Source organism: Micromonospora sp. NPDC005197 (assembly GCF_040608295.1).
Lineage (GTDB): Bacteria > Actinomycetota > Actinomycetes > Mycobacteriales > Micromonosporaceae > Micromonospora.
This window is the reverse complement of the sequence record NZ_JBEXHY010000001.1, coordinates 121,099-145,388: the sequence shown is the minus strand read 5'-3', so window position 1 is coordinate 145,388 and position 24,290 is coordinate 121,099. Positions and strand designations below refer to the sequence as shown.

Annotated in this window: 21 protein-coding genes; 7 read left to right on the top strand and 14 right to left on the bottom strand. The window is 72.4% G+C overall.

Features of this window, described 5'->3' with window-relative positions; translation table 11 throughout:
* On the bottom strand, nt 1–555 hold the full coding sequence (locus ABZU46_RS00730; RefSeq protein ID WP_354853752.1) for a response regulator: 555 nt from the start codon (nt 553–555) through the stop codon (nt 1–3).
* Nucleotides 552–4,919: a HAMP domain-containing protein gene (locus ABZU46_RS00725; RefSeq protein ID WP_354853749.1), complete on the bottom strand. Its 4,368-nt coding sequence runs from the start codon at nt 4,917–4,919 to the stop codon at nt 552–554. The genes ABZU46_RS00730 and ABZU46_RS00725 overlap by 4 nt, the downstream gene beginning before the upstream one ends.
* Before the next feature lie 305 nt (nt 4,920–5,224).
* Here ABZU46_RS00725 and ABZU46_RS00720 point away from each other — a divergent pair, with 305 nt between their 5' ends.
* A complete protein-coding gene (locus ABZU46_RS00720; RefSeq protein WP_354853746.1) occupies nt 5,225–7,294 on the top strand; it encodes a SpoIIE family protein phosphatase in 2,070 nt (689 codons plus the stop codon).
* A 22-nt stretch (nt 7,295–7,316) separates the two neighbouring features.
* On the opposite strand, the gene ABZU46_RS00715 is transcribed toward ABZU46_RS00720, so the two are convergent.
* Nucleotides 7,317–8,675, bottom strand: coding sequence for an FAD-binding oxidoreductase (locus ABZU46_RS00715; RefSeq protein ID WP_354853743.1), 1,359 nt, complete (start codon nt 8,673–8,675; stop codon nt 7,317–7,319).
* 96 nt (nt 8,676–8,771) lie between these two features.
* Between ABZU46_RS00715 and ABZU46_RS00710 the strand changes: the two genes are divergently transcribed.
* Nucleotides 8,772–10,868, top strand: a complete 2,097-nt coding sequence (locus ABZU46_RS00710) for a S9 family peptidase (RefSeq protein ID WP_354853740.1) — start codon at nt 8,772–8,774, stop codon at nt 10,866–10,868.
* 92 nt (nt 10,869–10,960) lie between these two features.
* On the top strand, nt 10,961–11,122 hold the full coding sequence (locus ABZU46_RS00705) for a hypothetical protein (RefSeq protein ID WP_354853948.1): 162 nt from the start codon (nt 10,961–10,963) through the stop codon (nt 11,120–11,122).
* Nucleotides 11,123–11,151: 29 nt separating this feature from the next.
* Here the strand turns inward: ABZU46_RS00705 and ABZU46_RS00700 are convergent, their stop codons facing one another.
* From ABZU46_RS00700 to ABZU46_RS00685, 4 genes are all read right to left on the bottom strand, one after another.
* On the bottom strand, nt 11,152–12,675 hold the full coding sequence (locus ABZU46_RS00700) for an ABC transporter permease (RefSeq protein WP_354853737.1): 1,524 nt from the start codon (nt 12,673–12,675) through the stop codon (nt 11,152–11,154).
* On the bottom strand, nt 12,672–13,373 hold the full coding sequence (locus tag ABZU46_RS00695) for an ABC transporter ATP-binding protein (RefSeq protein WP_354853734.1): 702 nt from the start codon (nt 13,371–13,373) through the stop codon (nt 12,672–12,674). Before ABZU46_RS00695 ends, ABZU46_RS00700 begins: the two co-directional genes overlap by 4 nt.
* Entirely contained in the window at nt 13,370–13,906 is a 537-nt protein-coding gene (locus tag ABZU46_RS00690; RefSeq protein WP_354853731.1) for a PadR family transcriptional regulator, read from the bottom strand. Before ABZU46_RS00690 ends, ABZU46_RS00695 begins: the two co-directional genes overlap by 4 nt.
* 175 nt (nt 13,907–14,081) lie before the next feature.
* A complete protein-coding gene (locus ABZU46_RS00685) occupies nt 14,082–14,672 on the bottom strand; it encodes a TIGR03086 family metal-binding protein (protein WP_354853728.1) in 591 nt (196 codons plus the stop codon).
* Between the two features lie 31 nt (nt 14,673–14,703).
* Between ABZU46_RS00685 and ABZU46_RS00680 the strand changes: the two genes are divergently transcribed.
* Complete coding sequence (locus tag ABZU46_RS00680) at nt 14,704–15,519, top strand: AraC family transcriptional regulator (protein WP_354853726.1); 816 nt, start codon at nt 14,704–14,706, stop codon at nt 15,517–15,519.
* A gap of 59 nt (nt 15,520–15,578) precedes the next feature.
* Here ABZU46_RS00680 and ABZU46_RS00675 read toward each other — a convergent pair whose 3' ends face one another.
* Genes ABZU46_RS00675 through ABZU46_RS00650 form a run of 6 tightly spaced genes read right to left on the bottom strand, consistent with a single transcriptional unit; the run spans nt 15,579 to nt 21,168 of the window.
* Nucleotides 15,579–17,117 (bottom strand): SpoIIE family protein phosphatase, encoded by a 1,539-nt coding sequence (locus ABZU46_RS00675; protein WP_354853928.1) that lies wholly within the window; start codon nt 17,115–17,117, stop codon nt 15,579–15,581.
* A gap of 2 nt (nt 17,118–17,119) precedes the next feature.
* Nucleotides 17,120–18,481, bottom strand: a complete 1,362-nt coding sequence (locus ABZU46_RS00670; RefSeq protein WP_354853723.1) for a sensor histidine kinase — start codon at nt 18,479–18,481, stop codon at nt 17,120–17,122.
* Nucleotides 18,478–19,494 carry a SpoIIE family protein phosphatase gene (locus tag ABZU46_RS00665; protein ID WP_354853720.1) on the bottom strand — a complete coding sequence of 339 codons (1,017 nt, stop codon included), beginning with the start codon at nt 19,492–19,494 and terminating at the stop codon, nt 18,478–18,480. The genes ABZU46_RS00670 and ABZU46_RS00665 overlap by 4 nt, the downstream gene beginning before the upstream one ends.
* A complete protein-coding gene (locus ABZU46_RS00660) occupies nt 19,482–19,901 on the bottom strand; it encodes an anti-sigma regulatory factor (RefSeq protein ID WP_354853717.1) in 420 nt (139 codons plus the stop codon). Before ABZU46_RS00660 ends, ABZU46_RS00665 begins: the two co-directional genes overlap by 13 nt.
* Nucleotides 19,898–20,308, bottom strand: coding sequence for an STAS domain-containing protein (locus ABZU46_RS00655; RefSeq protein WP_354853715.1), 411 nt, complete (start codon nt 20,306–20,308; stop codon nt 19,898–19,900). Before ABZU46_RS00655 ends, ABZU46_RS00660 begins: the two co-directional genes overlap by 4 nt.
* Entirely contained in the window at nt 20,308–21,168 is an 861-nt protein-coding gene (locus tag ABZU46_RS00650; protein ID WP_354853713.1) for an STAS domain-containing protein, read from the bottom strand. The genes ABZU46_RS00655 and ABZU46_RS00650 overlap by 1 nt, the downstream gene beginning before the upstream one ends.
* A gap of 166 nt (nt 21,169–21,334) precedes the next feature.
* Here ABZU46_RS00650 and ABZU46_RS00645 point away from each other — a divergent pair, with 166 nt between their 5' ends.
* Complete coding sequence (locus tag ABZU46_RS00645; RefSeq protein WP_007454464.1) at nt 21,335–21,691, top strand: STAS domain-containing protein; 357 nt, start codon at nt 21,335–21,337, stop codon at nt 21,689–21,691.
* 13 nt (nt 21,692–21,704) lie between these two features.
* On the opposite strand, the gene ABZU46_RS00640 is transcribed toward ABZU46_RS00645, so the two are convergent.
* Nucleotides 21,705–22,856 (bottom strand): MFS transporter, encoded by a 1,152-nt coding sequence (locus ABZU46_RS00640; RefSeq protein ID WP_354853925.1) that lies wholly within the window; start codon nt 22,854–22,856, stop codon nt 21,705–21,707.
* A 176-nt stretch (nt 22,857–23,032) separates the two neighbouring features.
* Here ABZU46_RS00640 and ABZU46_RS00635 point away from each other — a divergent pair, with 176 nt between their 5' ends.
* Nucleotides 23,033–23,749 carry an FCD domain-containing protein gene (locus ABZU46_RS00635; protein WP_354853710.1) on the top strand — a complete coding sequence of 239 codons (717 nt, stop codon included), beginning with the start codon at nt 23,033–23,035 and terminating at the stop codon, nt 23,747–23,749.
* A gap of 39 nt (nt 23,750–23,788) precedes the next feature.
* Complete coding sequence (mscL, locus tag ABZU46_RS00630; RefSeq protein WP_354853708.1) at nt 23,789–24,247, top strand: large conductance mechanosensitive channel protein MscL; 459 nt, start codon at nt 23,789–23,791, stop codon at nt 24,245–24,247.
* Nucleotides 24,248–24,290: the final 43 nt, after the last annotated feature.

The window sequence follows — 24,290 nt, the reverse complement described above, 5'->3', positions numbered from 1 at the left end:
TCAGGCGGAGCTGCCCCAGCGGGCCTGCTCCAGCAGCTCCACCGCACGGCCCCGCGACTCCTGGTCGTCGGAGCGGAGCAGCGTGGTCGCCTCGTCGACCGCGTCGGTGAGCCGCCGCCACTGCGTGTCGCGCTCCCGAACCAGGTCCGACTGGGCGGCCAACTGCCGGGTCTTCACCCACAGCTCGACGAAGACCGACACCTTGGCCCGCAGCACCCACGGGTCGAACGGCTTGGTCAGGTAGTCCACCGCACCCACCTGGTAGCCCCGAAGGGCGAGCTGGGCGTCCCGGTCGGCGGCGGTGAGGAAGATGATCGGCACGTGCCGGGTCCGCTCCCGGCGCTTGATGTGGCTGGCCGTCTCGAAGCCGTCCATGTCCGGCATCTGCGCGTCCAACAGGATCACCGCGAAGTCGTCCACCAGCAACTGCTTGAGCGCCGCCTCGCCGCTCTCCACAGCCACCGACTGAACCGGCAGGCCCTGGAGGATCGCCTCCAGCGCCATCAGATTCTCGCGGCGGTCGTCCACGAGCAGCGCCTTGGCCATCTGGGTCACGAAGTCTCCTCGGTCCGGCCGCCGCTGATCCAGGACGACATCAACTCGATCAGGTCATCCAGGTCGACCGGCTTGGTGATGTAGTCGCTTCCCCCGGCCGCGAGCGCGGACTCGCGGTCACCCGGCATCGCCTTCGCGGTCAGGAAGACGACCGGAAGGTCGGCGAACCGGTGGTTACGGCGGATCTGGCGGGTCGTCTCGTATCCGTCCTGGTCCGGCATCATGGCGTCCATCAGCACGATGTCCACCTCCGGGTGCTCGGCCAGCAGGCGGACGCCGTCCGCCCCGTTGTCCGAGTACAGCACGGTCATGCCGTGCAGCTCCAACGCGCTGGTCAGAGCGAAGACGTTGCGGACGTCGTCGTCCACGATCAGCACGGTGGCACCGTCCAACTGACGGGTGGCCGGCGCCTCCGGCCGCGCCGGCAGGAGCTCCAGCGGCGGCATCAACAGCGACGACGGCAGGCCGGCACGCTGCGGTGACGGCGGCTGGGGCGCGACCACCGCGTCCGGAGCGAGGACCTGCGGCACGAACAACGTGAACGTCGAACCCTGCCCGGGCGCCGACGACACCGTGATGGTGCCACCGATCAGCCGGGCCAGGTCGCGGCTGATCGACAGCCCCAGGCCGGTGCCGCCGTAGCGGCGGCTGGTCGTGCCGTCCGCCTGCTGGAACGCCTCGAAGATGATCGACAGCTTGTCGTCGGAGATGCCGATGCCGGTGTCGATCACCGTGAAGGCGATCACCTGCTGGGCGTTGGTCAGCGCCGGCACGTCGAAGACCGCGTTCTCGGCCGCCGGGGCGATCCGCAACGTCACCGCGCCGTTGTCGGTGAACTTCACCGCGTTCGAGAGCAGGTTGCGCAGGATCTGCTGCAACCGCTGCGCGTCGGTGACCAACGCCGGCGGCAGATCCTTGCTGACCCGTACCTGGAAGTCGAGGTTCTTCTCCTCGGCCTGCGGCGCGAACGCCTGCTCGACGTAGCCGCGGATCTCCGCGAAGCGGATCTCGGTGGGCTCGACGTCCATCCGGCCGGCCTCGATCTTGGACAGGTCCAGGATGTCGTCGATCAGTGAGAGCAGGTCCGAGCCGGCACTGTGGATGGTCCGGGCGAACTCGATCTGCTTCGGGTTGAGGTTCTGCTCCGAGTTCTCGGCCAGCAGCCGGGCCAGCAACAGCAGCGAGTTCAGCGGCGTACGCAGCTCGTGGCTCATGTTGGCCAGGAACTCCGACTTGTACGCCGAGGCCCGCGTGAGCTGCTGCGCCTTCTCCTCCAGGCCGAGCCGGGCCAGCTCGATCTCCCGGTTCTTGGTCTCGATGTTGCCCTTCTGTTCGGAGAGCAGGGTGGCCTTCTCCTCCAGCTCGGCGTTGGTGCGCTGCAACTCCGCCGACTGCTCCTGCAACTCGTGCGCGAGCCGCTGCGACTGGGCCAGCAGCTCCTCCGTACGCCGGTTGGCCTGGATGGTGTTGACCGCGATGCCGATGGTGAGCACCAGCCGCTCCAGGAACGACAGGTGCAGCTCGGAGAAGGCGGCCACGCTGGCGAACTCGATCACCCCGAGCAGCTCCCCCTCGAACAGCACGGGGAGCACCACCAGGTCGGACGGGGGCGTCTCGGCCAGGCCGGAGCGCAGCGTGAGGCGGCTGTTCGGGGAGGCGCTGACCCGGATCGTCCGGCGCGAAAGGGCGGTCTGGCCGACCAACCCCTCACCCGGCCCGAAGGTGACGTCGTGCCCGCGTGCCACATACCCGTACGACGAGGTCAACCGCAGCCGCATGCTGCCGTCGGTGTCGTCGGCCAGGAAGAAGGCGCCGAGCTGGGCGTCGACCAGCGGGGTCACCTCGGTCATGATCATGCGGCAGACCTCGACCAGGTCCCGCTGGCCCTGCAACAGGCCACCGATGCGGGCCAGGTTCGAGTCCAGCCAGCCCTGCTCGGCGTTCTTCTTGGTCGTCTCCCGGAGGGTGACGATCATCTGGTTGATGTTGTCCTTCAGCTCGGCGACCTCGCCCTGCGCCTTGACCGCGATCCGCTGGGTCAGGTCGCCCCGGGTCACCGACGTGGACACCTGGGCGATGGCCCGCAGCTGGGTGGTCAGCGTCGAGGCGAGCTGGTTGACGTTCTCGGTGAGGTCGCGCCAGGTGCCGGAGACGCCCTTGACCTGCGCCTGACCGCCCAGCTTGCCCTCGATACCGACCTCGCGGGCCACCCGGGTCACCTCGTCGGCGAACGACGAGAGCTGGTCCACCATCGTGTTGACCGTCGACTTCAGCTCCAAGATCTCGCCCTGCGCGTCCACGGTGATCTTCTGGCTCAGGTCGCCCTTCGCCACTGCGGTGGTCACCGAGGCGATGTTGCGGACCTGGCTGGTCAGGTTCGACGCCATCGAGTTCACGTTGTCGGTCAGATCCCGCCACGTGCCGCTGACGCCCTTCACCTGCGCCTGACCGCCGAGCTTGCCCTCGGTGCCCACCTCGCGGGCCACCCGGGTCACCTCGTCGGCGAACGACGAGAGCTGATCCACCATCGTGTTGACAGTCGACTTCAGCTCCAGGATCTCGCCCCGCGCGTCCACCGTGATCTTCTGCGACAGGTCACCCTTGGCCACCGCCGTGGAGACCTGCGCGATGTTGCGCACCTGGGCGGTCAGGTTCGAGGCCATCGAGTTGACGTTGTCGGTCAGATCCCGCCAGGTGCCGGCGACCCCGCGCACCTGGGCCTGGCCGCCCAGCTTGCCCTCGGTGCCCACCTCACGGGCCACCCGCGTCACCTCGTCGGCGAACGACGAAAGCTGATCCACCATCGTGTTGACAGTCGACTTCAACTCCAGGATCTCGCCCCGCGCGTCCACCGTGATCTTCTGCGACAGGTCACCCTTGGCCACCGCCGTGGTCACCGAGGCGATGTTCCGCACCTGGCTGGTCAGGTTCGACGCCATCGAGTTCACGTTGTCGGTCAGGTCCCGCCACGTGCCGGAGACGCCCTTGACCTGGGCCTGACCGCCCAGGTTGCCCTCGGTGCCCACCTCGCGGGCCACCCGGGTCACCTCGTCGGCGAACGACGACAACTGGTCGACCATCGTGTTGACGGTGTTCTTCAGCTCCAGGATCTCGCCCTGGGCGTCGACGGTGATCTTCTGCGACAGGTCGCCCTTCGCCACGGCGGTGGAGACCTGGGAGATGTTGCGGACCTGGCTGGTCAGGTTGCCGGCGAGCTGGTTGACGTTCTCGGTGAGGTCCCGCCAGGTGCCGGAGACGCCACGCACCTGCGCCTGACCGCCGAGCTTGCCCTCAATGCCCACCTCACGGGCCACCCGCGTCACCTCGTCGGCGAACGACGACAACTGGTCCACCATCGTGTTGACGGTGTCCTTCAGCTCCAGAATCTCGCCCTGCGCCGCCACGGTGATCTTCTGCGAGAGGTCACCGCGCGCGACAGCCGTGGAGACCTGCGCGATGTTGCGGACCTGGGCGGTCAGGTTCGACGCCATCGAGTTGACGCTGTCGGTCAGGTCCTTCCAGGTGCCGGCCACGTTCGGCACCTCGGCCTGGCCGCCCAGCTTGCCCTCGGTGCCCACCTCGCGGGCCACCCGGGTCACCTGCTCGGCGAAGAGCCGCAGCGTGTCGGTGAGGTAGTTCATCGTCGCGGCCAACTCGGCGACCTCACCGCGCGCGCCGACCGTGATCTTCTGCGACAGGTCGCCCTTGGCCACCGCCGTCGCCACCTGCGAGATCGACCGCACCTGGCCGGTCAGGTTCGACGCCATGGTGTTCACCGAGTCGGTGAGGTCCTTCCAGGTGCCGGCGACGCCCCGGACGTCGGCCTGGCCGCCCAGCTTGCCCTCGGTGCCCACCTCACGGGCCACCCGGGTCACCTCGTTGGAGAACGACGAGAGCTGGTCGACCATCGTGTTCACGGTGCGCCCGATGCGCAGGTACTCACCGCGCAGCGGCCGACCGTCGATCTCCAACGCCATGTGCTGGGACAGGTCGCCGTCCGCAACCGCCACGATGACGCGGGCGATCTCGGTGGTGGGCCGGCCCAGGTCGTCGATCAGCGAGTTGATCGCCCGCTGCCCCTCCGCCCAGGAGCCGTCCAGCCCCTCGTCGTCGAGTCGCTCGGTGAGCCGGCCGTCCCGACCGACGATCCGGCTGATCCGCCGCAGGTCCAGGTACTGCCGCTCCTGGAGCGAGACCACCTCGTTGAAGGCGTCCGCCACCTCGCCGGCCTTGCCGGCACGGCGGGGCAGCCGGACCTTCAGGTCACCGCGACCGATCCGTCGCAGCGCCTCGGTCAATTCACCGAGGAGCGCCTCGTGGTCGGGCGCGGACGGATCCGCGACCGACTGCTTCGCCGTGGTCATCATTCCTCGCTCAACTCGGGGGCCCGTGCCCGTACGGACACACCGGCACCCCATATTGTGCCCGCGCGCGCCGCAGTGCCAGGGTGCGCGACCCGCCGGGCGACCCTGGTGGCCTCCGCGATCCCCCCGGCGACGCCCAACCCGGCACAGACCTCGCCGAGTGGCGCTGCTCACCGTGACATCTCGTGGCCGGGCTCCCGCCGTGCCCGCCGCCACGCGACCCACCGCACTCCGCCGACCGGCGTCCGTTCCGCCGATCGCGCATCGGCTTGGCACCCGGCGGGGGAACGGTGGAGGATACGGGGGTGTCAGCCGAGGCGGGGGCCGCGACGGCCGGGGCCGGGAGCGGGGCCGTCCGGCGTGTCCGCCTGCCCGCCGACCGCCGTACGCCCGCCGCCGCCCGCGCGGTCGTCCGCTCCGTCCTCGCCGAGGCGCACCTGGACGACCTGGTCAACGAGGCGCTGCTGCTCACCACCGAGCTGACCACCAACGCCGTCGAGCACGCCGGCACCGAACTGGACATCGAGGTCGTCGCGGACGACGTCGGGCTCTCCGTGACCGTTTCCGACTTCGCGCCCAGCTCGGGCAACGACGAGCTGACCGTCGGCGCCCGCAACGACGCGACCGAGATCAACGAGGTCTCCGTACGTGGTCGCGGGCTGCTGCTCGTCGATCACTTCGCGAGCCGCTGGGGCACCACGTACCTTCCGACCGGCAAGGGCGTCTGGTTCCGGTTGGACCGGCCCGGGGCCGAGCCGGCGGCCGGGGCCAGCGCCGGCGGCACGTCGACGGCGGGCAACACCGGGGCCGTCGACAGCTCGGCTCCGAGCGCCGGCGCGATGAGCGAACTCATGCAGACCGCCCCCGACGTGTACGCGGACGACCCACTGCCCGACTTCGCCGCCAGCCTGCTCAGCCGGGTCGCCGAGATGGTCGGCGCGGCCGGCGGCGCCATCCGACTGGACCGGGGCGACGGTCAGGGCCGACAGTTGTTGGCCCGTTTCGGCCGGCAGCCCCGCCCCGACAGCGAGCTGCTCCGGGTGCCGCTGACGGTGCACCGCCCGTACGCCGGGGAGCTGGAGCTGGACGCCGCGCCGTCGGCGTACGCCCGGCCGCTGGCGGTGCTCACCGCCGAGCGCCTGTCGCTGCACCTGGAGAACGACCGGCTGCGCCGGGCGGACGTACGCCGGCAGGCGTGGCTGACGTTCCTGGCCGAGGCGAGCGAGCTGCTGGCCCAGTCGCTGGACGTCGAGCTGACCATGGCGCTGATCCCGCAGTTGGTGGTGCCCCGCCTCGGCCAGTGGTGCGCGGTGCACACCACCGACGAGTGGGGCCGGCTGCGGCTGGCGGCGGCCAGCCACGCCGACGAGTCGATGCTGCCGCAACTGCACAAGGTGCTGGCCGAGGCCGGCCCGGACTCGATCCAGGCCCGGCTGCGCGAGGCGTCCCGCAGCGCGGCGCAGATCCCGCTCGGCGGGCCGATGGAGGGTTTCGCGGTCCCGCTGATCGCCCGCGGCCAGCGGCTCGGCACCCTGGCGGTGGGCCGGCACCAACGGCACCGGCACGACCCGGACGAGGTGGCCGTTCTGGAGGACGTGGCCCGACGGGCCGCGCTGGCGATCGAGAACGCCCGCATCCACGCCGAGCGCCGACGGGTCGCGCAGACGCTCCAGCACTCCCTGCTGCCGCCCGTCCTGCCCGTGGTGGACGGCATCGGCTTCGCCGCCGAGTACGTGCCGACCGGCGACGACGCCGAGGTGGGTGGCGACTTCTACGACGTGGTGCCGCTGCCCGACGGGCGCTGGCTCGTGGTGATCGGGGACGTCTCGGGCAAGGGCGTCCAGGCAGCGGCGGTCACCGGGCTGGTCCGCGACGTGATCCGGGTGCTGGTCGGCGACGGCAAGCCGCTACCGGAGGCGCTGGCCCGGCTCAACGAGACGCTTGTCGAACGGGGTGGCGGCCGGTACTGCACGCTGGCCCTGGCGGCGGTCGGGCCGGGTGACGGTGACCGCCTGGACGTCTCCCTGCACCTGGCGGGGCACGACCGGCCGGTGCTGCTGGCCGGTGGAGGCGGCGCCCGGTTCGTCGGCACCGGTGGCACGGCGCTGGGCCTGCTCGACACGATCACCTCGCCGACGGCGGAGATCACGCTCGCCCCGGGTGACTCGCTGATCTTCTACACCGATGGGGTCACCGAGCGGCGGCGCGGCCGGGAGCTGTTCGGCACCGACCGGCTGCGGGACGCGGCAGCGCCGTTGGCCGGCTACTCGGCGGACGTGGTCGCCGCCCGCCTACGCGCCGCCGCGATCAACTTCTCGGTCGAGCCGCCCCGGGACGACATCGCCGTGCTGGTGCTCCGCAACGACGCAGGCTGACGCCGACACGCCCGATCCCGGGTCAGAGGCCGCCGGGGAGGCGGCCGGGGGCGAGGCGGTGCTCCGGGTCGAGGTGCTCCTTGGCGGCCTGCAGCCGGGCCAGGCCGGCCAGCTCACCCCAGAGGTCAACGGCCTGGCGCACCGCCGCGGGGGCGGAGACGACCACGCAGCGACCCTGTCGGGCCAGCAGCACGCCACGGACCGCGGCCAGGATGGATGCCACCCGGTCGGGTGCCACCGCGCCGGGCAGGGCTGCGTGCACCACGCCCAGCCCGGCCGAGCCCCGCACCGGCACGGGAGCGCCGGCCGCGTCCCGCAACGCGTAGACGGCGGCGTGGAGATCGCTGATCGGCACCTCCAGGCGTAGCGCGGTGTCGCCGGGCGCGAACGGGTAACGCCGCCACCACGGCGGGGCGGAGTGGGCGACCGTCGCCTCACCGTGCAGCAGCCCGACCAGCCGCTCAGCGCGCTCGGTGACCTCGGCCGGGCCACCCTCCAGCAGCACGACCAGGCTGCCCGCCCGGGACGGGGCGCTGGACCGGCCGGACATCGACGGGTGGCGCTCGCGGGCGGTGGCGGCGGGGTGGCCGGGCGGGTAGGCGGTGCGCGGCCTGGGCGGCCCGCCCGGCAGGTCCAGCTCGATGGCCGCCGGCTCCAGTCGGGCGGCGAGAATCGCCCGGACCAGGTCGTGGACCTCCAGCGGCGTCCACACCGGACGGGACACCCAGAGCCGACTGGCCGGCGCCGGCTGCACCCGCAGGCTCGCCGAGACCAGCACGCCGAGGGCGCCCTGCGAGCCGCAGAGCAGCCGGGCCAGGTCGAGCCCGGGTACGCCACCGCCGGCGCTGACCAGCTCACCGTCTGCGCCCAGGTAGCGGACGCCGAGGAGCTGGTCGCACGGGCTGCCGTGGCGGTGCCGGAGCGGCCCGGCCTCCCCGGCGGCGAGCACCCCGCCCAGCGTCGCGCCGGGCGACGGGGCGTCCATCGCGAGCCGCTGCCCGGTGCGCTCCAGAGTGGCCTGCACCGCCCGCAGCGGGGTGCCCGCACCCACCTCGGCCACCGGCGCGCCGACCGGCTCGTGGCCGATCCCCGCCAGCCGGCCGGTGTCGAGCATGATGTCGACCTGCGTGGGGGTGGCACCCCAGTCGATCTTCGTGCCGGCGCCCCGGGGCACCACCGCCAGATCGTGCACGGCGGCCAGCCGCAGCACCTCGGCCGCGGCGTGCGGGCCACCGGGCACCGCCACCCAGCGGGCCGGACGCCCGGCGACCTCGTCGGCCGGGCCGGCGAGTCGGGCGAACGGCGGACCGCAGATCGCCGTCAGTCGCCGGGTGATCTCGAGGGCTCCGGACCGGCCGAGGGAACTCGCTGCTGCCGCCATGCCGGCTATCGTACATGTGTTCGAAAGCCGTGGTGATGGCCTTCGGGATGCCGCTGGTCCGGCGCGCGGGGTGAGCCGGCCGGTAACGTGGCCGCCGTGACCACCGAGACTGCCCCGCCCGCGGCGAAGCGGGTGCCCACCGAGCGCACCCACCACGGCGACACCGTCGTCGACGAGTACGCCTGGCTCGCCGCCAAGGACGACCCGGAGACGATCGCCTACCTGACCGCCGAGAACGCGTTCACCGAGGAGCGCACCGCGCACCTGGCCGCCCTGCGCGCGGAGCTGTTCGAGGAGACCCGCCAGCGGACCCGGGAGACGGACCTGTCCGTGCCCACCCGCAAGGGCGGCCACTGGTACTACACCCGGACGATCGAGGGCCAGCAGTACGGGGTGCACTGCCGGCGCGCGGTCCGCGACGGCGAGACCGACCCGCCGGTCAGCGCGGACGGCGCCCCGCTCGACGGCGAGGAGGTGCTGCTCGACGGCAACCTGCTGGCCGAGGGGCACGACTTCTTCTCGCTGGGCGCGTTCGACGTCAGCCCGGACGGGCGCTGGCTGGCGTACTCGACCGACTTCTCGGGTGACGAACGGTTCACCCTGCGCGTCAAGGACCTGAGCACCGGCGAGCTGCTGCCGGACGAGGTGCCCGACACGTTCTACGGCACCGCCTGGTCCGCCGACGCGTCGGTGCTGTTCTACGTGACGGTCGACGACGCCTGGCGGCCGAACCGGGTCTGGCGGCACACCATCGGCGCCGCGGCCGCCGACGACGTGGTGGTCCACCAGGAGGACGACGAGCGGTTCTGGGTGGGCGTCGAGCTGACCCGGTCGGAGAAGTTCATCCTCGTCGACATCCACAGCAAGATCACCAGCGAGGTGCTGGTGATCCCGGCCGGCAACCCCACCGGGGCGCCGGCCGTGATCGCGCCCCGCCGGCAGGGCGTCGAGTACGCCGTGGAGCACCACGGCCACCGCTTCCTGATCCTGCACAACGACGGCGCGGAGGACTTCGCGCTGGCGTTCACCTCGGCGGACGCCCCGGGCGACTGGGTGCCGCTGATCGAGCACACCCCCGGCACCCGCCTGGAGGCGGTCGACGCGTTCGCGAACCACCTGGTGGTGTCGCTGCGCACCGACGGGCTCACCGGCCTGCGGGTGCTGCCGGTCGGCAGCGACGACTCGTACGACATCGACTTCCCCGAGCCGCTCTACAGCGTGGGGTTGGACGCCAACCCGGAGTACCGCACCGGGCAGATCCGGCTGCGCTACTCCTCGCTGGTCACCCCCGACTCGGTGTACGACTTCGACCTGGTCACCCGGCAGATGGTGCTGCGCAAGCAGAAGCCCGTGCTGCCCGGGCCGGACGGGCGGCCGTACGACCCGGCCGAGTACGAGCAGCACCGCGACTGGGCGCTCGCCGACGACGGCACGCGGGTGCCGATCTCGCTGGTCTGTCGGGTCGGTACGCCCCGGGACGGCTCGGCACCGTGCGAGCTGTACGGCTACGGCTCCTACGAGGCCAGCATGGACCCGTGGTTCTCGGTGGCCCGCCTGTCCCTGCTGGACCGGGGCGTGGTCTTCGCGGTGGCGCACATCCGCGGCGGTGGCGAGCTGGGCCGGCGCTGGTACGACCAGGGCAAGATGCTGGCCAAGAAGAACACCTTCACCGACTTCGTCGCCTGCGCCCGGCACCTCGTCAAGGCCGGCTGGACGGCCAGCGACCGGCTGGTCGCCCGGGGCGCCTCGGCCGGTGGGCTGCTGATGGGCGCGGTCGCCAACCTCGCCCCGGACGCGTTCGCGGGGATCGTGGCGCAGGTGCCGTTCGTGGACGCGCTCACCTCGATCCTCGACCCGTCGCTGCCACTCACCGTCACCGAGTGGGAGGAGTGGGGCAACCCCCTCGACGACCCCGAGGTCTACGCGTACATGAAGTCGTACACGCCGTACGAGAACGTCGCGGCGGTGGACTACCCGGCGATCCTCGCGGTGACCAGCCTCAACGACACGCGGGTGCTCTACTCCGAGCCGGCGAAGTGGATCGCGCGGCTGCGGGCGACCGCACCGCAGGGCGACTACCTGCTCAAGACCGAGATGGGTGCCGGGCACGGTGGCCCGAGCGGTCGCTATGACGCCTGGCGCGAGGAGGCGTTCATCAACGCCTGGATCCTGGACCGCCTCGGTCGCGCCTGACGCTTTGATCTCGGACGTGGTGGCCTCACTCTGCCGTCGAGGCCACCACATCCAGGAAAATTGCGCGATCATGCGCGCCTAGACTTCCCGGAGTGAGCGACGAGGCCGATGCGGACAACCCGGGAGCGGCCCGCCGGATGTCCGCGTGGATGATCCTGGGGGTGGTGGCCGCCGCCCTGGTCGTCTGCTGCTGCTCCGCCGCCGTCGGCCTGCTGATCTCCTGGTCCGCTGGCCTGTTCCACGCCCCGACCTGACCGACCGACGGCCGACCCCACCTCGTCGGTCAGGCCGTCCGCAGCTCGTCCACCGCCGTGCTCACCCTGAGGAAGAGCAGGCCGACGCCGACCGTCACCAGCACCGCCGCCAGAGCGCCGGCGCCGAGCCAGGCCAGCTGTTCCAGGGGTACGGCGATCGCTTTCTCCACCCCGGCGGTCTGCACGATCCGTGTGTACTGGCTGCGGGTGGCCGGATCGTCGCAGAGCGCCGCCGTGGCGTCGCAGACCTCGATCGACGACCCGCTCGTGGTGATGCTCTGGAAGAGCCCTCGGCCGAGCAGCAAGCCCACGGTGAGCGCCAGCAGGATCGCCGGCACGGCCGGGGTGAGCGCCTGCCAGGCCACCGATGCGCTGAGCGTGCTGCGGGGCACGCCGGTGGCGACCAGCGCCGCGTAGGCCCGTCGGCGGGCGACGATCCCCTCGACCAGCGCGACGATCAGGCCGCCCGCCGCGATCAGCACCGCCACGGCCACCGCGGCGTCGACCAGATCCATCGTCGACAGGTAGAAGGGGTTGGTGCCCGCGTCCACCCCGGCGAGCCGGTTCTGCTCCCGTTCCACCTCGTCCTGCGCGACGAAGTAGGCGCGCTGCGCCGCCGCGCCGGCACCGAAGATCACGGCGGCCAGCAACGCGGCGAACGTCCGGCTGCCCGCCCACGGGTCGGCCATCAGCCGGCCCGCCGCGAGCAGCGCCGACGCGCCGCGGGCGTGCCGGTGCAGCAACCGTCCGCAGGTGTGCGAGATCCAGCCGGTGCCGACGACCACCCCGATCATCGCGGTGAGCCCACCCACCAGGAACAACAGCGGCACCAGCCAGCCCAGCACCGCGTCGTTCCCGTCGAGTTGGTACACCACCGGGCGTACGACGACGAAGGTGGCCAGACCCAGGCCGATCAGCAGCCCGGCCCAGGGGCGCGGACCCCGCTCGCGGGCGGCCTTGCGACTGACCCCGAGCGGGCTGGTCGTGACCGTGCGCAGCATCAGGGCGGTGGCCAGCGCCGCGATCACCGGCAGACCCAGCACCACCGCGACCAGCGCGCCGACCGACGGCAGCACGTCGGTGGGCAGGGCCAGCCGACCCTGCTCGTCCGGGCGGTGCAGCAGCTCACGGCCGGCCAGGTAGACGCCCAGCCCGGCGAGGGTGCCGAGCAGGCTGGCCAGGCCGGTCTCCAGCACCGCCAGGCGGGTGACCTGACCGGGCGTGGCGCCGGCCAGCCGGAGCGCGGCGAGGCGCCGGTCCCGGGCCGGCGCCCCGAGCCGGGCACACTGGCCGGCCAGCGCCAGCACCGGGACGGCCAACATCAGCAGCGCGAAGGCCGTCCCCCCGCGCAGTCCCGGCTCACTCAGCAGCGCGTTGCGGTACTGCTCGGACTCCGCCCGCGCGTCGCCGGGCGGTTTCTGGATGGCCAGCACGGTGAGCGCCGCCAGCCCGGCCAGCGTCGCCAACAGGGCACTGAGCGCGGTCAGCACCACCCGCGCCGTGTCCGTCCGGTTGCCGGCGAGCGCGAGCCGCACCAGCGTCGCCGGCCTCACCGGGCGCCACCCGCCAACGGCACGTCGAGCCCCAGGCCGGTGTGGTCCACCAGGCCGTCGCGCAGCACGATCTCCCGATCGGCGTACGCGGCGATCCGGGGCTCGTGCGTGACCAGCACGACGGACGTGCCTTGCTCGCGGGCGAGCCGAACCAGCTGGGTGAGCACCTGCTCGCCGGTGAGCGTGTCCAGCGCGCCGGTCGGCTCATCGGCGAAGAGCACCCGCGGCTCGGTGACCAGCGCCCGAGCCGTGGCGCACCGCTGCTGCTGACCGCCGGACATCTCACCCGGCCGGAGGTCGGCCAGGTCGGCCACCCCGAACCGTTCCAGCCAGGTGAGGGCCGCCGTCCGTGCCTCTCGCCGCCCCGTGCCGGCGAGGAGCAGGGGCAGGGCCACGTTCTCGGCCGCGGTCAGCTCGGCGACCAGCTGCCCGAACTGGAACAGCACGCCGAACTCGGTGCGCCGCAGCCGGGACCGGGCCGCCTCCGACCAGGTGTCGATCCGGTGGCCGCGCCAGGTGACCTCGCCCGCGTCGGGCCGGAGGATCCCGGCCAGGCAGTGCAGCAGGGTCGACTTGCCGCAGCCACTCGGACCGGTGACCGCGACGATCTCGCCCTCGGCCACGTCGAGCGTCACACCGCGCAGGGCGGGCGTCGGACCGTACGCCCGAACCACGCCGCGAGCCTGGAGTTGCGTCACGCGTGCACCTCCCGGTGCCAGTCGGCGACCCGGCCCAGGGTGGTCTGCAGCCACCGCAGGTCCGCGTCGAGATGGGCGATCGCGAAGTCAGCCGCGACCACGTCGTTGAGGGTGGCGGCCGGGTCGGTCTTGACCGCCGTCAGCTCCCGCAGCCGTGCGGTGTGCGCGGCGCGCTGGGCCACCAGGTACGACCGCGCCCGGTCGACGTCGGCGACCAGCAGCGCCACCACGACCTTGGCGAAGAGCGTGCTGGCCACGTACGGCATCGGCGGCTCCACCGTGGACAGCCAGTGATCCAGCGTGGACCGGCCCTCGTCGGTCAGCGCGTACGTCGTGCGGTCCGGCCCGGAGGCGCGGTCCTGACCCGCGGTGGCCACCAGACCGTCCCGTTCCAGGCGGCCGAGGGTGGCGTAGACCTGCCCGAAGGCCAACGGCCGAGCCCGCGGCAACCGCTGGTCATGCGCACGCTTGAGCTCATACCCGTGCCGGCTGCCCCCAGCGAGCAACCCGAGCAGCACATGCGGCGTGGACACCCGGCCCACTATTCACCCAGCGAATACCCAAGTCAACCACCCACCCACCCCCTCCCCAACCACCCTGATCGCCGGTGATCAAGAGGTTTGGGTCAGATTTCGCCCCGCTGATGACGCAAACCTCTTGATCACCGGGGCGAAGGGTGGGGGTGGGGGTGGGGTGGGGTGGGTGGGGTTAGGGGGTTTGGGGCCAGGTGGGGGTTCGGCCGGTCTGGGTCAGGAGGTGGTCCAGGTCGGGCGTGGTGACGGCCGGCGTGGATGTGGGTGGGGTTGGGGTGGGGTCGGCGAAGACGCCCATCTTGCGAGCGGTCGGGCCCAGCCGCTCGACCAGGGCGTGCAGCTCGGTCACCGCCTCCGGGGCGGGCTGGTAGGGCTGGCCGGTCGCCACGGCGAGATCCCAACCGTGCACGATCAGGTCCAGCAGGGCCATGCCGCCGACGACGGTCTGCGGCAGCCCCATGCCCGGCGAGACGCCCTCCAGCGTGGACGGGTCCGACCAGGCGGCGATCAGGCGGTCGGTCTCGACCGCGAACCGGTCCCGCCAGCCGTCGTCCAGGTGGTCGGGTTTCTCGGCCCACTCCACCGGCCTCTTCTCGGCCAGCTCCTGGAAGTTCACCACCACCTCGAACAGGTGGTTGAGCAGATCACGGACCACGTAGTCGCGGCACGGAGTGGGCAGGTCGAGCTGGTCGTCGGCGATGCCGCGTACCACGTCGACGGTTCGCGGCGCGGCAGCCGCCAGCAGATCGCTAGTCTGAGTGGCCATACGGCCAGCGTATGAGGGTGGTCTTGAAGAAATGCGACAGCGACCGCGCGGCGACAGCCGGGGCATTCTCGACCCGGCGCGGTTGCTGCGCGAGGTCCGCTTCCGGCGGCACCTGCCGGCCGAACCGCTGCGCGAGTGGGTCGAGCACTACTGGTTGATCGACTGGACGTTGAGCGCGCCGTTCGAGCAACGGGTCGTGCCGCACCCGGCGGTGAACGTGGTGTTCCGCAGCGACGGTGCGAGTGACCGCGACGGCGACGCGGCGGAGGCCGGCGAGGTGGCCGGGGTGGGCCGCGACCTGTTCCGGATCACGCTCACCGGCACCGGCCGGGTCTGCGGGATCCAGTTCCGCCCCGGTGGCTTCCACCCGTTCTGGCGTCGGTCGGTGGCCGAGTTGACCGGACGTCGACTGCCACTGCCCGCCGGCCGGCTGACCCGTCCCGCCCATCCCGTCTGCGCGGGCAGCGACAGCGACCGCTGTCGCGCGCTCGACGCGGCGCTCACCGCGTGGGCGCCCGACCCGGACCCGGCCGCAGCGGAGGCCGTCCGGCTGGCCGAGTCCATCCGGGCCGACCGGACGGTGCTGCGCGTCGACGAGTTCGCCGCGCGGCACGGGGTTCCGGTCCGCCGGCTACAGCGGCTCTTCACCGAGTGCGTGGGGGTCGGTCCGAAGTGGGTGATCCGCCGCTACCGCCTCCAGGAGGCCGTCGAGCGGGCCGCCGGGGCTCCGCTCGACTGGGCGGGCCTCGCCGCCACCCTCGGCTACAGCGACCAGGCCCACCTGGTCCGCGACTTCACCGCCGTCGCCGGAGTGTCACCAGCCGCATACGCCCGCTCGGTGCACTGAGCCGCACGCGCGACCGCCCGAGCAGCGACCACCGAGCAGCCCCGCGGGTGCCGCCGTGCTCAGCGACGGCGCAGGACGACCACGGCGACGTCGTCCTGGATCTTCGATGGGGCCAGTTCCACCAGCAGGCGGGCGCAAAACTCGTCCAGGTTGTCGTCCACGATGGCGGCCACTGCGGCGAGTGCGGCCAGCCCTTCGTCGATGGTGGCGTCCCGGCGCTCGATCAACCCGTCGGTGTAGAACACCAGCGTGGCACCGGCCGGCAGGACGAACTCCAGGTCGGCCGGTCGGGGCGCGCGGACGCCGAGCAGCGGCGCCGAGTGCTGCACGAACTCGACCTTGCCGTTCTGGTGCAGCAGCGGGGGCAGGTGACCGGCGCTGGCCAGCCGGACCCGCCCGGTCGGCGGGTGCAGCAGCAGGACGCAGAGCGTGGCCAGTTCGTTCGGCAGCAGGGTCCGCATCAGCTCGTTGACCCGGTGCAGGATCTCGCCGGGTTGGTGCCCCTCGACCGCGTACGCCCGCACCGCGTGCCGCAGCTCGGCCATCACGGTGGCCGCGTGCAGCGAGTGGCCGGCCACGTCGCCGATCGCCAGCAGGAGGTGCCCGTCGAGCATCACCAGCTCGTAGAAGTCGCCGCCCACCTCGGTCTGCGCGCTGGCGGGCTCGTAGCGCACCGCGAAGTCAAGTCCGGCCACCGTGGGCAGGCTGCGCGGGAGCAGGCTGCGCTGGAGGGTGACGGCGATGCGGTGCTCCTCGTCGAAGGAGCGCTGAGCCTCGACCGCCGCCGCCACGGCCTGCGCGAGCTGCACGAGCACCGGCGTTCGGGCGGTCTGGGTGGCGGTGGGGACCACCACGTACAGCGGTGCCCGGTCCTCGCGCAGTCGAGCCGCGGCCACGGTCACCGAGTCGTCCGCCGGCCAGGTCAGCAGCGCCCAGTTCGCCGGGGCCTCCACCTTGACCGTGGCGCCCGTGGGGACCCCGGTGTCGTCGACGACCCAGGGCACGATGGCGGCCTCGGCGCCGGGGCCGGCGCAGATGCCGGCGATGCAGTCACCGTCGAACGTCTCCGCGATCACGGCGGCAGGGCTCTTGAAGATCTGCGCGGCCCCCTCCGCCGCGACCTCCAGCAGCCGTGCGAAGGTCGACGCGGCGTGCACCGCGACTGTGGTGTCGGCGAGGACGAGCAGCCGCTCGGCGAGCAGCTCGGCACGCTTGCGGGCCTGGTAGTACCGCAGGACCGCCCGGGTGGTGGCGATCAGCTCCTCGGGCTCGATCGGTTCGGCCAGGTACGCGTCCGCTCCCCGGGTCAGCCCCTGGGCGCGGTCGGCGACGTCCACCGCGTGCGCGGAGACGTGGATCACCGGCATCACCGGGTGTGCCGCCTTGATCCGCTCGCACACCTCGTAGCCGCTCAGGTCGGGCAGCCGGACGTCGAGCACCACCAGGTCGATCCGGTCCGTCTCGACGCGGGCCAGCGCCTCGGTGCCGCTCTCCGCTTCGAGGACGGTGTACCCGGCCCGGGTCAGCCAACTGACCAGCAGGTAACGCTTGGTCCGACTGTCATCGACCACCAGGACGGTCGCCGGGCCGCCGTCCACCGTCACGCTCCGCCTGTGGGCAGGGAGACAGTGAATGTGCTGCCCCGGCCCGGCTCGCTGGCCAGCTCCAGCGTGCCCCCGAGCAGGGTCACCAGCCGCCGGGCGTACGGCAGGCCGAGGCCGGTGCCGCCGACCCGGGTCGCCCCCGGCACCTGGTAGAACTCCTCGAAGATCCGATCGTGCATCTCGGGCGCGATGCCCGGGCCGGTGTCACTGACCTCGAAGTTCCACCGGTCGTCGCGTTGCCGGACGCGCAGGCGCACCTCGCCGCGCTCGGTGAACTTCAACCCGTTGTGCAGCAGGTTGCGCAGCACCTGGCCGAGCAGCACCTCGTCGGTGCGGAGCACGGCCGGAGCGGTCGGCTCCTCCACGGTGAGCTCCACCTCCGGCCGGGTGGCCAGCGCCCGCATGGTGCCGCGCAGTTGGCCGAAGACCGGGCGCAGATCCACGTCCGCCCAGTCCGGCTCGATACGGCCCGACTCCGCCTTGGCGAGATCCAGCAGTTCGTTGACCAGCCCGAGCAGGTCCTCCGCCGAGGAGCGGATGAGGCCCACCTGGCGGGCCTGTTCGGCGGTGAGCGGGTCGGAGGCGGAGTCGGCGAGCAGACGCCCCAACCCGATGATCGCGGTGACCGGGGCGCGCAGCTCGTGGCTCACGTTGGCCAGGAAGCGGCTCTTCGACTCGCTCGCGGCGCGCAGTTGGGCCGACTTCTCGTCCAGCTCGGCGTAGAGAGCGACCACCCCCCGGTTGGTCTCCTCCAACTCCTCGGTGAGCTGGTTGTAGAGCGCCAGCACGCCGCGGTTGGTCTCGGCCAGCTCCTCGTTCAGCACGGCCAGCTCGTCGCGCTGGCTGCGTACCTCGTCGAGTGCCGCGATGAGCTGGCCGTTCTGCACGGTCAGCTCATCCAGCGCGCTGGCCGGGGCGGTGCGGCCGAGTTCCGCACGGAACTCGGCAAGCCGCTCCGGAGTTGGTGTCGGCGCGTTGGCCGGGACTCTTCGGGACATCCGTACGACCGTAACCCCCTCGACGGTCGACACGCTCAGTGTGTCGACCAGTCGGGAGACCGCACCCGACTGCGGCTCGTACCGGCCGTCGGGCAGCGGGGCCACCGGGGCCAGGTCGGCGCGGAGGTGGAACCGGCCGTCGGATCCCGCGTCGATGTGGAACGTGACGTCCGCGCCGCCGGTCGTACGCAGCAGGTCCCGGGCGACCTCGCTGAGCGCGGTGGCGATCCGGACCTGGTCCTGGCGTTCGAGGCCCACCACGTTGGCCACCTCGCGGCCACGCTGGCGGATGACGAAGATGTCCTGCTCGACCCGCAGCGCCATCTGCAGCAGCGGCGGCGCGGCCGGCTCCGCGCTCATGCCCACGACCTCGCGACCAGAACGCAGGCGTCGTCGCGTCGGACGCCGGCGTCGCGCAGCAGGGTCGCCGCCATCACCAGCGGGGATCGTTCGGCGAGGCCCGGGTAGTCGGTCAACCGCCAACGGTCGGCCACGCCGTCGCTGTGCATCACCAGCCGGGCGCCCGGTCCGAACGGGTAGTCGTAGCCCCGGACCGTCGGACGCTGGTGCCCGGCGATGCCGGGCAGCGACACCAGCCCCCGGCGCTGGCCGTCGCCCTCGACGATCACGCCGCTGATGTTGCCCAGCCCGGCGTAGTGCAGCACGCCGGCCGCCAGCTCGGCGACCGCGAGCGCGGCGCCGCGGGTGTGCGACATGCTCCGATGCAGGTGACTGACCACCGCTGCCGGTGGGCTGGCCGGGGCGTCGCGGAAGGCCGCGAGCGCCGCCTCGGTGGCGGCGGCGGCCAGCGGCCCGTGCCCCAGCCCGTCGCTGACCAGCACCTGGTGCCGGCCGTCGGCGATCCGGACGGCGTACCCGTCGCCGCTGACCGTCTCGCCGGTAAGGGGCCGGGTGAGGGCACCGGCCCAGGACGGGTGGGCCGGTTCGGCCGGCCAGACCTGCACGGCGAGGACGGTGCCCCGGCCGGGCAGGGAGTACCCGTCGAACCAGCTCGCCTGCCGGACGATGGCGCCCAGGCCGATGCCGAGCGTGCCGGTGGTGGAGTGCCCGTCGCGGGACGAGACGGCGAGGTCGGCCATGCCGGGCCCGGAGTCGATGGCCACCAGCTCCACGCCGGCCTGCCCGGCGCGGCGGACCGGCCGGAGCAGCAGGACACCGTTGTCGGCGTGCTTGACGAGGTTGCTGGTCAACTCGGCGGCGACGATGGCCAGGTCGGCGATGCGCGCCGCACCCATCTCGATCTGCTCGCCGAGGCGTTCCGCGGCCCGTCGTACGGCGCTGGCGGTGCTGCCGGCCTCCACCCGGAACCAGATGCCGCTGTCGGTGACCGGGTCCCCGTTCACCGCGACCACTTGGTCACCGTGATGCGCGTGCCGGCCTCCGCCGACGTCTCGATCTCGAACTCGTCGACCAGTCGCCGGGACCCACTGAGCCCGAGGCCGAGGCCGCCGCCGGTGGTGTAGCCGTCGGTCAGGGCCAGGTTGAGGTCGGCGATGCCGGGGCCGGAGTCGGCGAAGATGATCCGGACGCCCTTGCGACGACCGTTGTCCACGATCGTCACCTCCACGGTGCCGCCGCCGCCGTACACCAGGGTGTTGCGGGCCAGCTCGCTCGCCGCGGTGACCACCTTGGTCTGGTCGACGAGCGACAGCTTGACGGCGACCGCCACCGTGCGGACCAGTTGCCGGACGCGGACCACGTCCTCATCGCTGCGGACCGACTGCGCCTGCGGCTGGCCCAGGTCGACGCCCGCGGTCACGGCGTGGCCGTCTCGGCGTCCGGATCGTCGTCGAGCTGCAGGTCGAGCTCGTCGGCGCGGGCCGCCGCGATCAGCTCCATGCCGCGCTCGACGTTCAGCGCGGTACGGATGCCGTTCAGCGACAGCCCCAGTTCGACAAGGGTGATGGCGACGGCGGGTCGCATACCGACCACCACCGTCTCGGCGTCGAGCACCTTGGAGATCGACGCGATGGTGGAGAGCATCCGCCCGACGAACGAGTCGACGATGTCCAGCGCCGTGATGTCGATGATGACGCCGTGGCAGCCGGTGGCCACGATCCGCTCGGCGAGGTCGTCCTGGAGCTGGACCGCCGTCTGGTCGGACATGTCCAGCTGGATCGAGACGAGCAGGATGTCACCGATCTTGAGGATCGGCACGCGCTCCATCAGACGCCCCGGCGTGGCTGGCGACGGGCGGTCTCCACCCCGTTGAGCCGCAGCACGTGCCGCAGCGCGTCGGCCAGGCTCGCCTTGGTGGCGATGTCGCCGAACTCGATGCCGAGCGCCACGATGGTCTGCGCGATCTGCGGACGGATGCCGGAGATGATGCAGTCGGCGCCCATCAGCCGGGCGGCCACCACGGTCTTCAGGATGTGCTGGGCGACCTGGGTGTCCACGGCCGGGACGCCGGTGATGTCGATGATCGCGTACGGGGAGCCGGTGTCGACCAGGGTCTGCAGCAGCCGCTCCATGACCACCTGGGCGCGGGCCGAGTCCAGGGTGCCGACCAGCGGGACGGCGACCACGCCCTCCCAGAGCTTGACCACCGGGGTGGAGAGTTCAAGCAGCTGCTCGGCCTGGTCGGCGATCAGGCTCTCGCGGGTGCGCACGAAGCTCTCGAAGGTGAACAGGCCCAGCTCGTCGACCAGCTTGGAGAAGGCGACGTAGTCGTGCAGCGCGTTGGCGCCGCCGGACTCCTGCACCAGGTCGGCCAGCACGTCCTTGAGCGCGAAGACGCTGATCGTCGTCTCGGTGGCGGAGAAGCCCTGCCGGGCCCTGCCCCGGGACAGCTCGGACAGCGTGGCGCGCAGTTCCGCGGCGTGCTCGGCGGACAGGTCGATCGTGCCCTGCTCACCGGTGCCGACGATGGCACGGTGCAGGTCCTCGACCTGCCGGCGCAGCTCGGCGTGACTCAGCCGACCCCGCAGCGAGCTGGCAACGATGTCGGTCCACCGCTGCGTGACCTGCTCGGCATGCCCGCCCAGCAGCGCGGCGAGCCGACCACTTTCCTCGGCGTTCAACGCCATCGTGAAAACCCCCCTCGACCTGGACCGGCCGGACTCTATCACCGGGGTCCGCGCAACTACTTGCTCCGTAGCAATGGAATGATGATGGCCACCGGATGCCGGCTCCCGTCCTGCGTCGGATCACGGTCGTGGGATACCGTTCCCCCGATAACAGGAGGTCTGGCGAATGTCCCTGACGGTGCACACGGAACAACGCGGCGACGTGGTCGTCGTGTCAGTCGCGGGCGAGCTGGACATGGCAACCGCACCGCAGTTGCAGGATCAGATCACCGACCTGCTCGACAAGGGCCGTAACCGGCTGGTGTTCGACCTGGCGGACGTCTCGTTCTGCGACTCGACCGGTCTGTCGGTGTTCGTTCGCGCCAAGAACAGCTGTGACGAGGCCGGCGGTGTGGTGCGGTTGGCCGCTCCGCAGCGCGGGGTGCTGCGCATCCTCGAGGTGAGCGGGCTCGTCGAGGTGCTGCACACCTACCCGACGGTGGATGAGGCCGTCGCCGGCGAACCCACCCCGGCGTCCTCCTGATCGCTGTCGCGACCTACTCGTCCTCGACGTACCGGGGACGAGCGATCGCCATGCCCGCAGTCGTCTGCACGGCGAGTGCGACCAGCAGGAACCCGATCGGCGCGGTCCAGCCGCCGGTGGCCTCGTAGAGGATGCCGACCAGCAGCGGGCCGAGGGCGGCGATCACGTACCCGGTGCTCTGCGCGAACCCGGAGAGCGCGACGGTCCCCTCGGCGGTGCGGGCGCGTAGGCCGATGGCGGTCAGGATCATCGGGAACGCGCCCTGGCCGATCGCCAGGAAGGCGACCCAGAGCAGCGCGGCGCCGTGCGGTGCGAGCGCCAACCCCAGGTAGGCCAGCGCGGAAGCGGTGGTCAACCCGAGCACCAGCGGACGCAGGCTGCCCAGCCGACCGGCCAGGGTGGGCATCAGCAACGCGATCGGCACGCCGAGCGCGGTCACCCCGGCGAGCAGCAGCCCGGCCGACTCCGGATGGTAACCGGCGTCGCGGAAGAGTTGGGCCAGCCAGCCCATGATCGCGTACCCGCTGAGCGACTGCGCCCCGAAGTAGACGGCCATCGCCCAACCGAGCCGGGTCCGCGCCGGCCGGACCCGCGCCGGCGTGGCGACGGCCGCCGTCAGGGTCGCCCGCCGCGCGCCCGCCCGGGTCCGCAGCGCCAGCGGCACCCACGGGAGTACGGCCACCGCGGCCATCGCGGCCCAGACGCCGAGCCCGGCCCGCCAGGACCCGAAGGCGTGCGCGATCGGCACCGCGGAGGCGGCGGCCACCGTGGTGCCCACCGTCAACGTCATGGTGTACGCCCCGGTGACCAGGCCGGTGCGGTGCGGGAAGTGCTGCTTGACCAGCATCGGCAGCAGGATGTTGGCGACCGCGATGCCGGACAGCGCCAGCGCGCTGGTGAGCACGAAGATCAAGGCCGAGTCGGTGGCGACCCGCAGCACCTGGCCAACGGCGAGGGCGAGCATGGCGACCACCAGCACCCGGGCCGGTGCCACCCGGCGGACCAGCCACGGGGTGAGCGCGCCCAGGCCGGCGAACGCGATGGTCGGCAGGGTGGTGACCAGACCGGCGGTGACGCCGGAGAGACCCAGCCCGTCGCGGACCTCGTCGAGCAGGGCGCCGAGGCTGGTGACCACGGCACGCAGGTTCAGCGCGACCAGCAGCATCCCGACCAGCACGAGCGCGCCACCGGTCGCCGGGTGCGTCCGCCGGCCCCCGGGGTCGCGCGTCGGGCGGATGTCGACGGCGGCGGGAGCGGGCGGGGCCGGAGCGGCGGTGGGTGGCGGGGTCATGACCTCTAACCTACAATCATGGGATGAATTTAGGGCCGGTGATGTAACCAGTGCCACCGTCGGTCGATTCCCCCACCGCGCCGCCAGCGCCGCCCCGCGGCCAGCCCGCCGTGCCGCCCCGCGGGCACCGCGTCCGGCAGACCATCGAGCAGCTCCGGGCCCGGATCCTGGGCGGCGAGTGGCCGATCGGCGGGCGCATCCCCACCGAGCCACAGCTGGTCGCCGCGCTGGGTGTCGGGCGCAACACGGTCCGCGAGGCCGTCCGCGCCCTCGTGCACGCCGGGGTGCTGGAGTGCCGGCAGGGCTCCGGCACGTACGTGGTGTCCACCGACGAGCTGGCGCCGGTGGTGGCCCGCCGACTCGGCGACGACCGGATGACCGAGGTCATCGAGGTCCGGCGCGCGTTCGAGGTGGAGGCCGCCCGGCTCGCCGCGCTGAGGCGTACACCGGAGGACCTGGCGGCCCTCGACGGCGCGCTCGCCGAGCGCGAGGCGGCCTGGCGCGGCGGCCGGGTCGACGCGTTCGTCGAGGCCGACGCGGCCCTGCACGTCGCGGTGGTCGCCGCCGCGCACAACACCATGCTCGCCGAGCTGTACGCCTCGGTCGGCGCGGCCCTGCGCAGCACCGTCGCCCAGGCGATGGGAGGCGCGCTCACGCCCGAGCGCTACGTCGACCACACCCGGCTGGTCGAGGCGATCCGGGCCGGCGACGCGGGCCGGGCGGCGATCGAAGCCGGCGCTTTTCTGGAGCCCGCCCCCGGGGCATAGGTTGTGCCGGACGGAAAACCGGACACCTCGGGAGTACGGATGCTCAAGGGCTTCAAAGATTTCATCATGCGCGGCAACGTCGTCGACCTGGCGGTCGGTGTCGTCATCGGCGCCGCGTTCACGGGCGTGGTCACCCAACTCACCAAATCGTTCCTCGAACCGCTGATCAAGGCGATCGGCGGGGGCACTGGCCTGTCGGCCGGGACGTGGAAGCTCAACGGCCAGGTCTTCGACTGGGCCGCGTTCATCAACGCCCTGATCACGTTCCTGCTCACCGCGGCGGTGCTCTACTTCTTCGTGGTCTACCCGATGAACAAGCTGGCTGAGCGGCGCAAGCGGGGCGAGGAGCCGCCGCCCTCCGCGCCCAGCGAGGAGGTCAAGCTGCTCACCGAGATCCGGGACGCGCTGGTCTCCGCCGGCCACACGACCCCCGGCCAGCAGCGCGGGGCGCTGGACGACGTGCTGGGCCGCCGCACCGAGCCGCCGACGCAGCGCTGATCCGAGCGGATGCACATCGGCCCCTGTGGGATTCCCGCAGGGG

Excerpts from the sequence above, each read along its gene's own strand:
- ABZU46_RS00685 (WP_354853728.1), bottom strand. The coding sequence starts at position 14,672 with ATGGCCACTCAGACTAGCGATCTGCTGGCGGCTGCCGCGCCGCGAACC.
- ABZU46_RS00655 (WP_354853715.1), bottom strand. The coding sequence starts at position 20,308 with ATGGAGCGCGTGCCGATCCTCAAGATCGGTGACATCCTGCTCGTCTCG.
- ABZU46_RS00650 (WP_354853713.1), bottom strand. The coding sequence starts at position 21,168 with ATGGCGTTGAACGCCGAGGAAAGTGGTCGGCTCGCCGCGCTGCTGGGC.
- mscL (WP_354853708.1), top strand. The coding sequence starts at position 23,789 with ATGCTCAAGGGCTTCAAAGATTTCATCATGCGCGGCAACGTCGTCGAC.
- ABZU46_RS00680 (WP_354853726.1), top strand. The coding sequence starts at position 14,704 with ATGCGACAGCGACCGCGCGGCGACAGCCGGGGCATTCTCGACCCGGCG.
- ABZU46_RS00725 (WP_354853749.1), bottom strand. The coding sequence starts at position 4,919 with ATGACCACGGCGAAGCAGTCGGTCGCGGATCCGTCCGCGCCCGACCAC.
- ABZU46_RS00640 (WP_354853925.1), bottom strand. The coding sequence starts at position 22,856 with ATGCTGCTGGTCGCGCTGAACCTGCGTGCCGTGGTCACCAGCCTCGGC.
- ABZU46_RS00715 (WP_354853743.1), bottom strand. The coding sequence starts at position 8,675 with ATGGCGGCAGCAGCGAGTTCCCTCGGCCGGTCCGGAGCCCTCGAGATC.
- ABZU46_RS00645 (WP_007454464.1), top strand. The coding sequence starts at position 21,335 with ATGTCCCTGACGGTGCACACGGAACAACGCGGCGACGTGGTCGTCGTG.
- ABZU46_RS00670 (WP_354853723.1), bottom strand. The coding sequence starts at position 18,481 with ATGAGCGCGGAGCCGGCCGCGCCGCCGCTGCTGCAGATGGCGCTGCGG.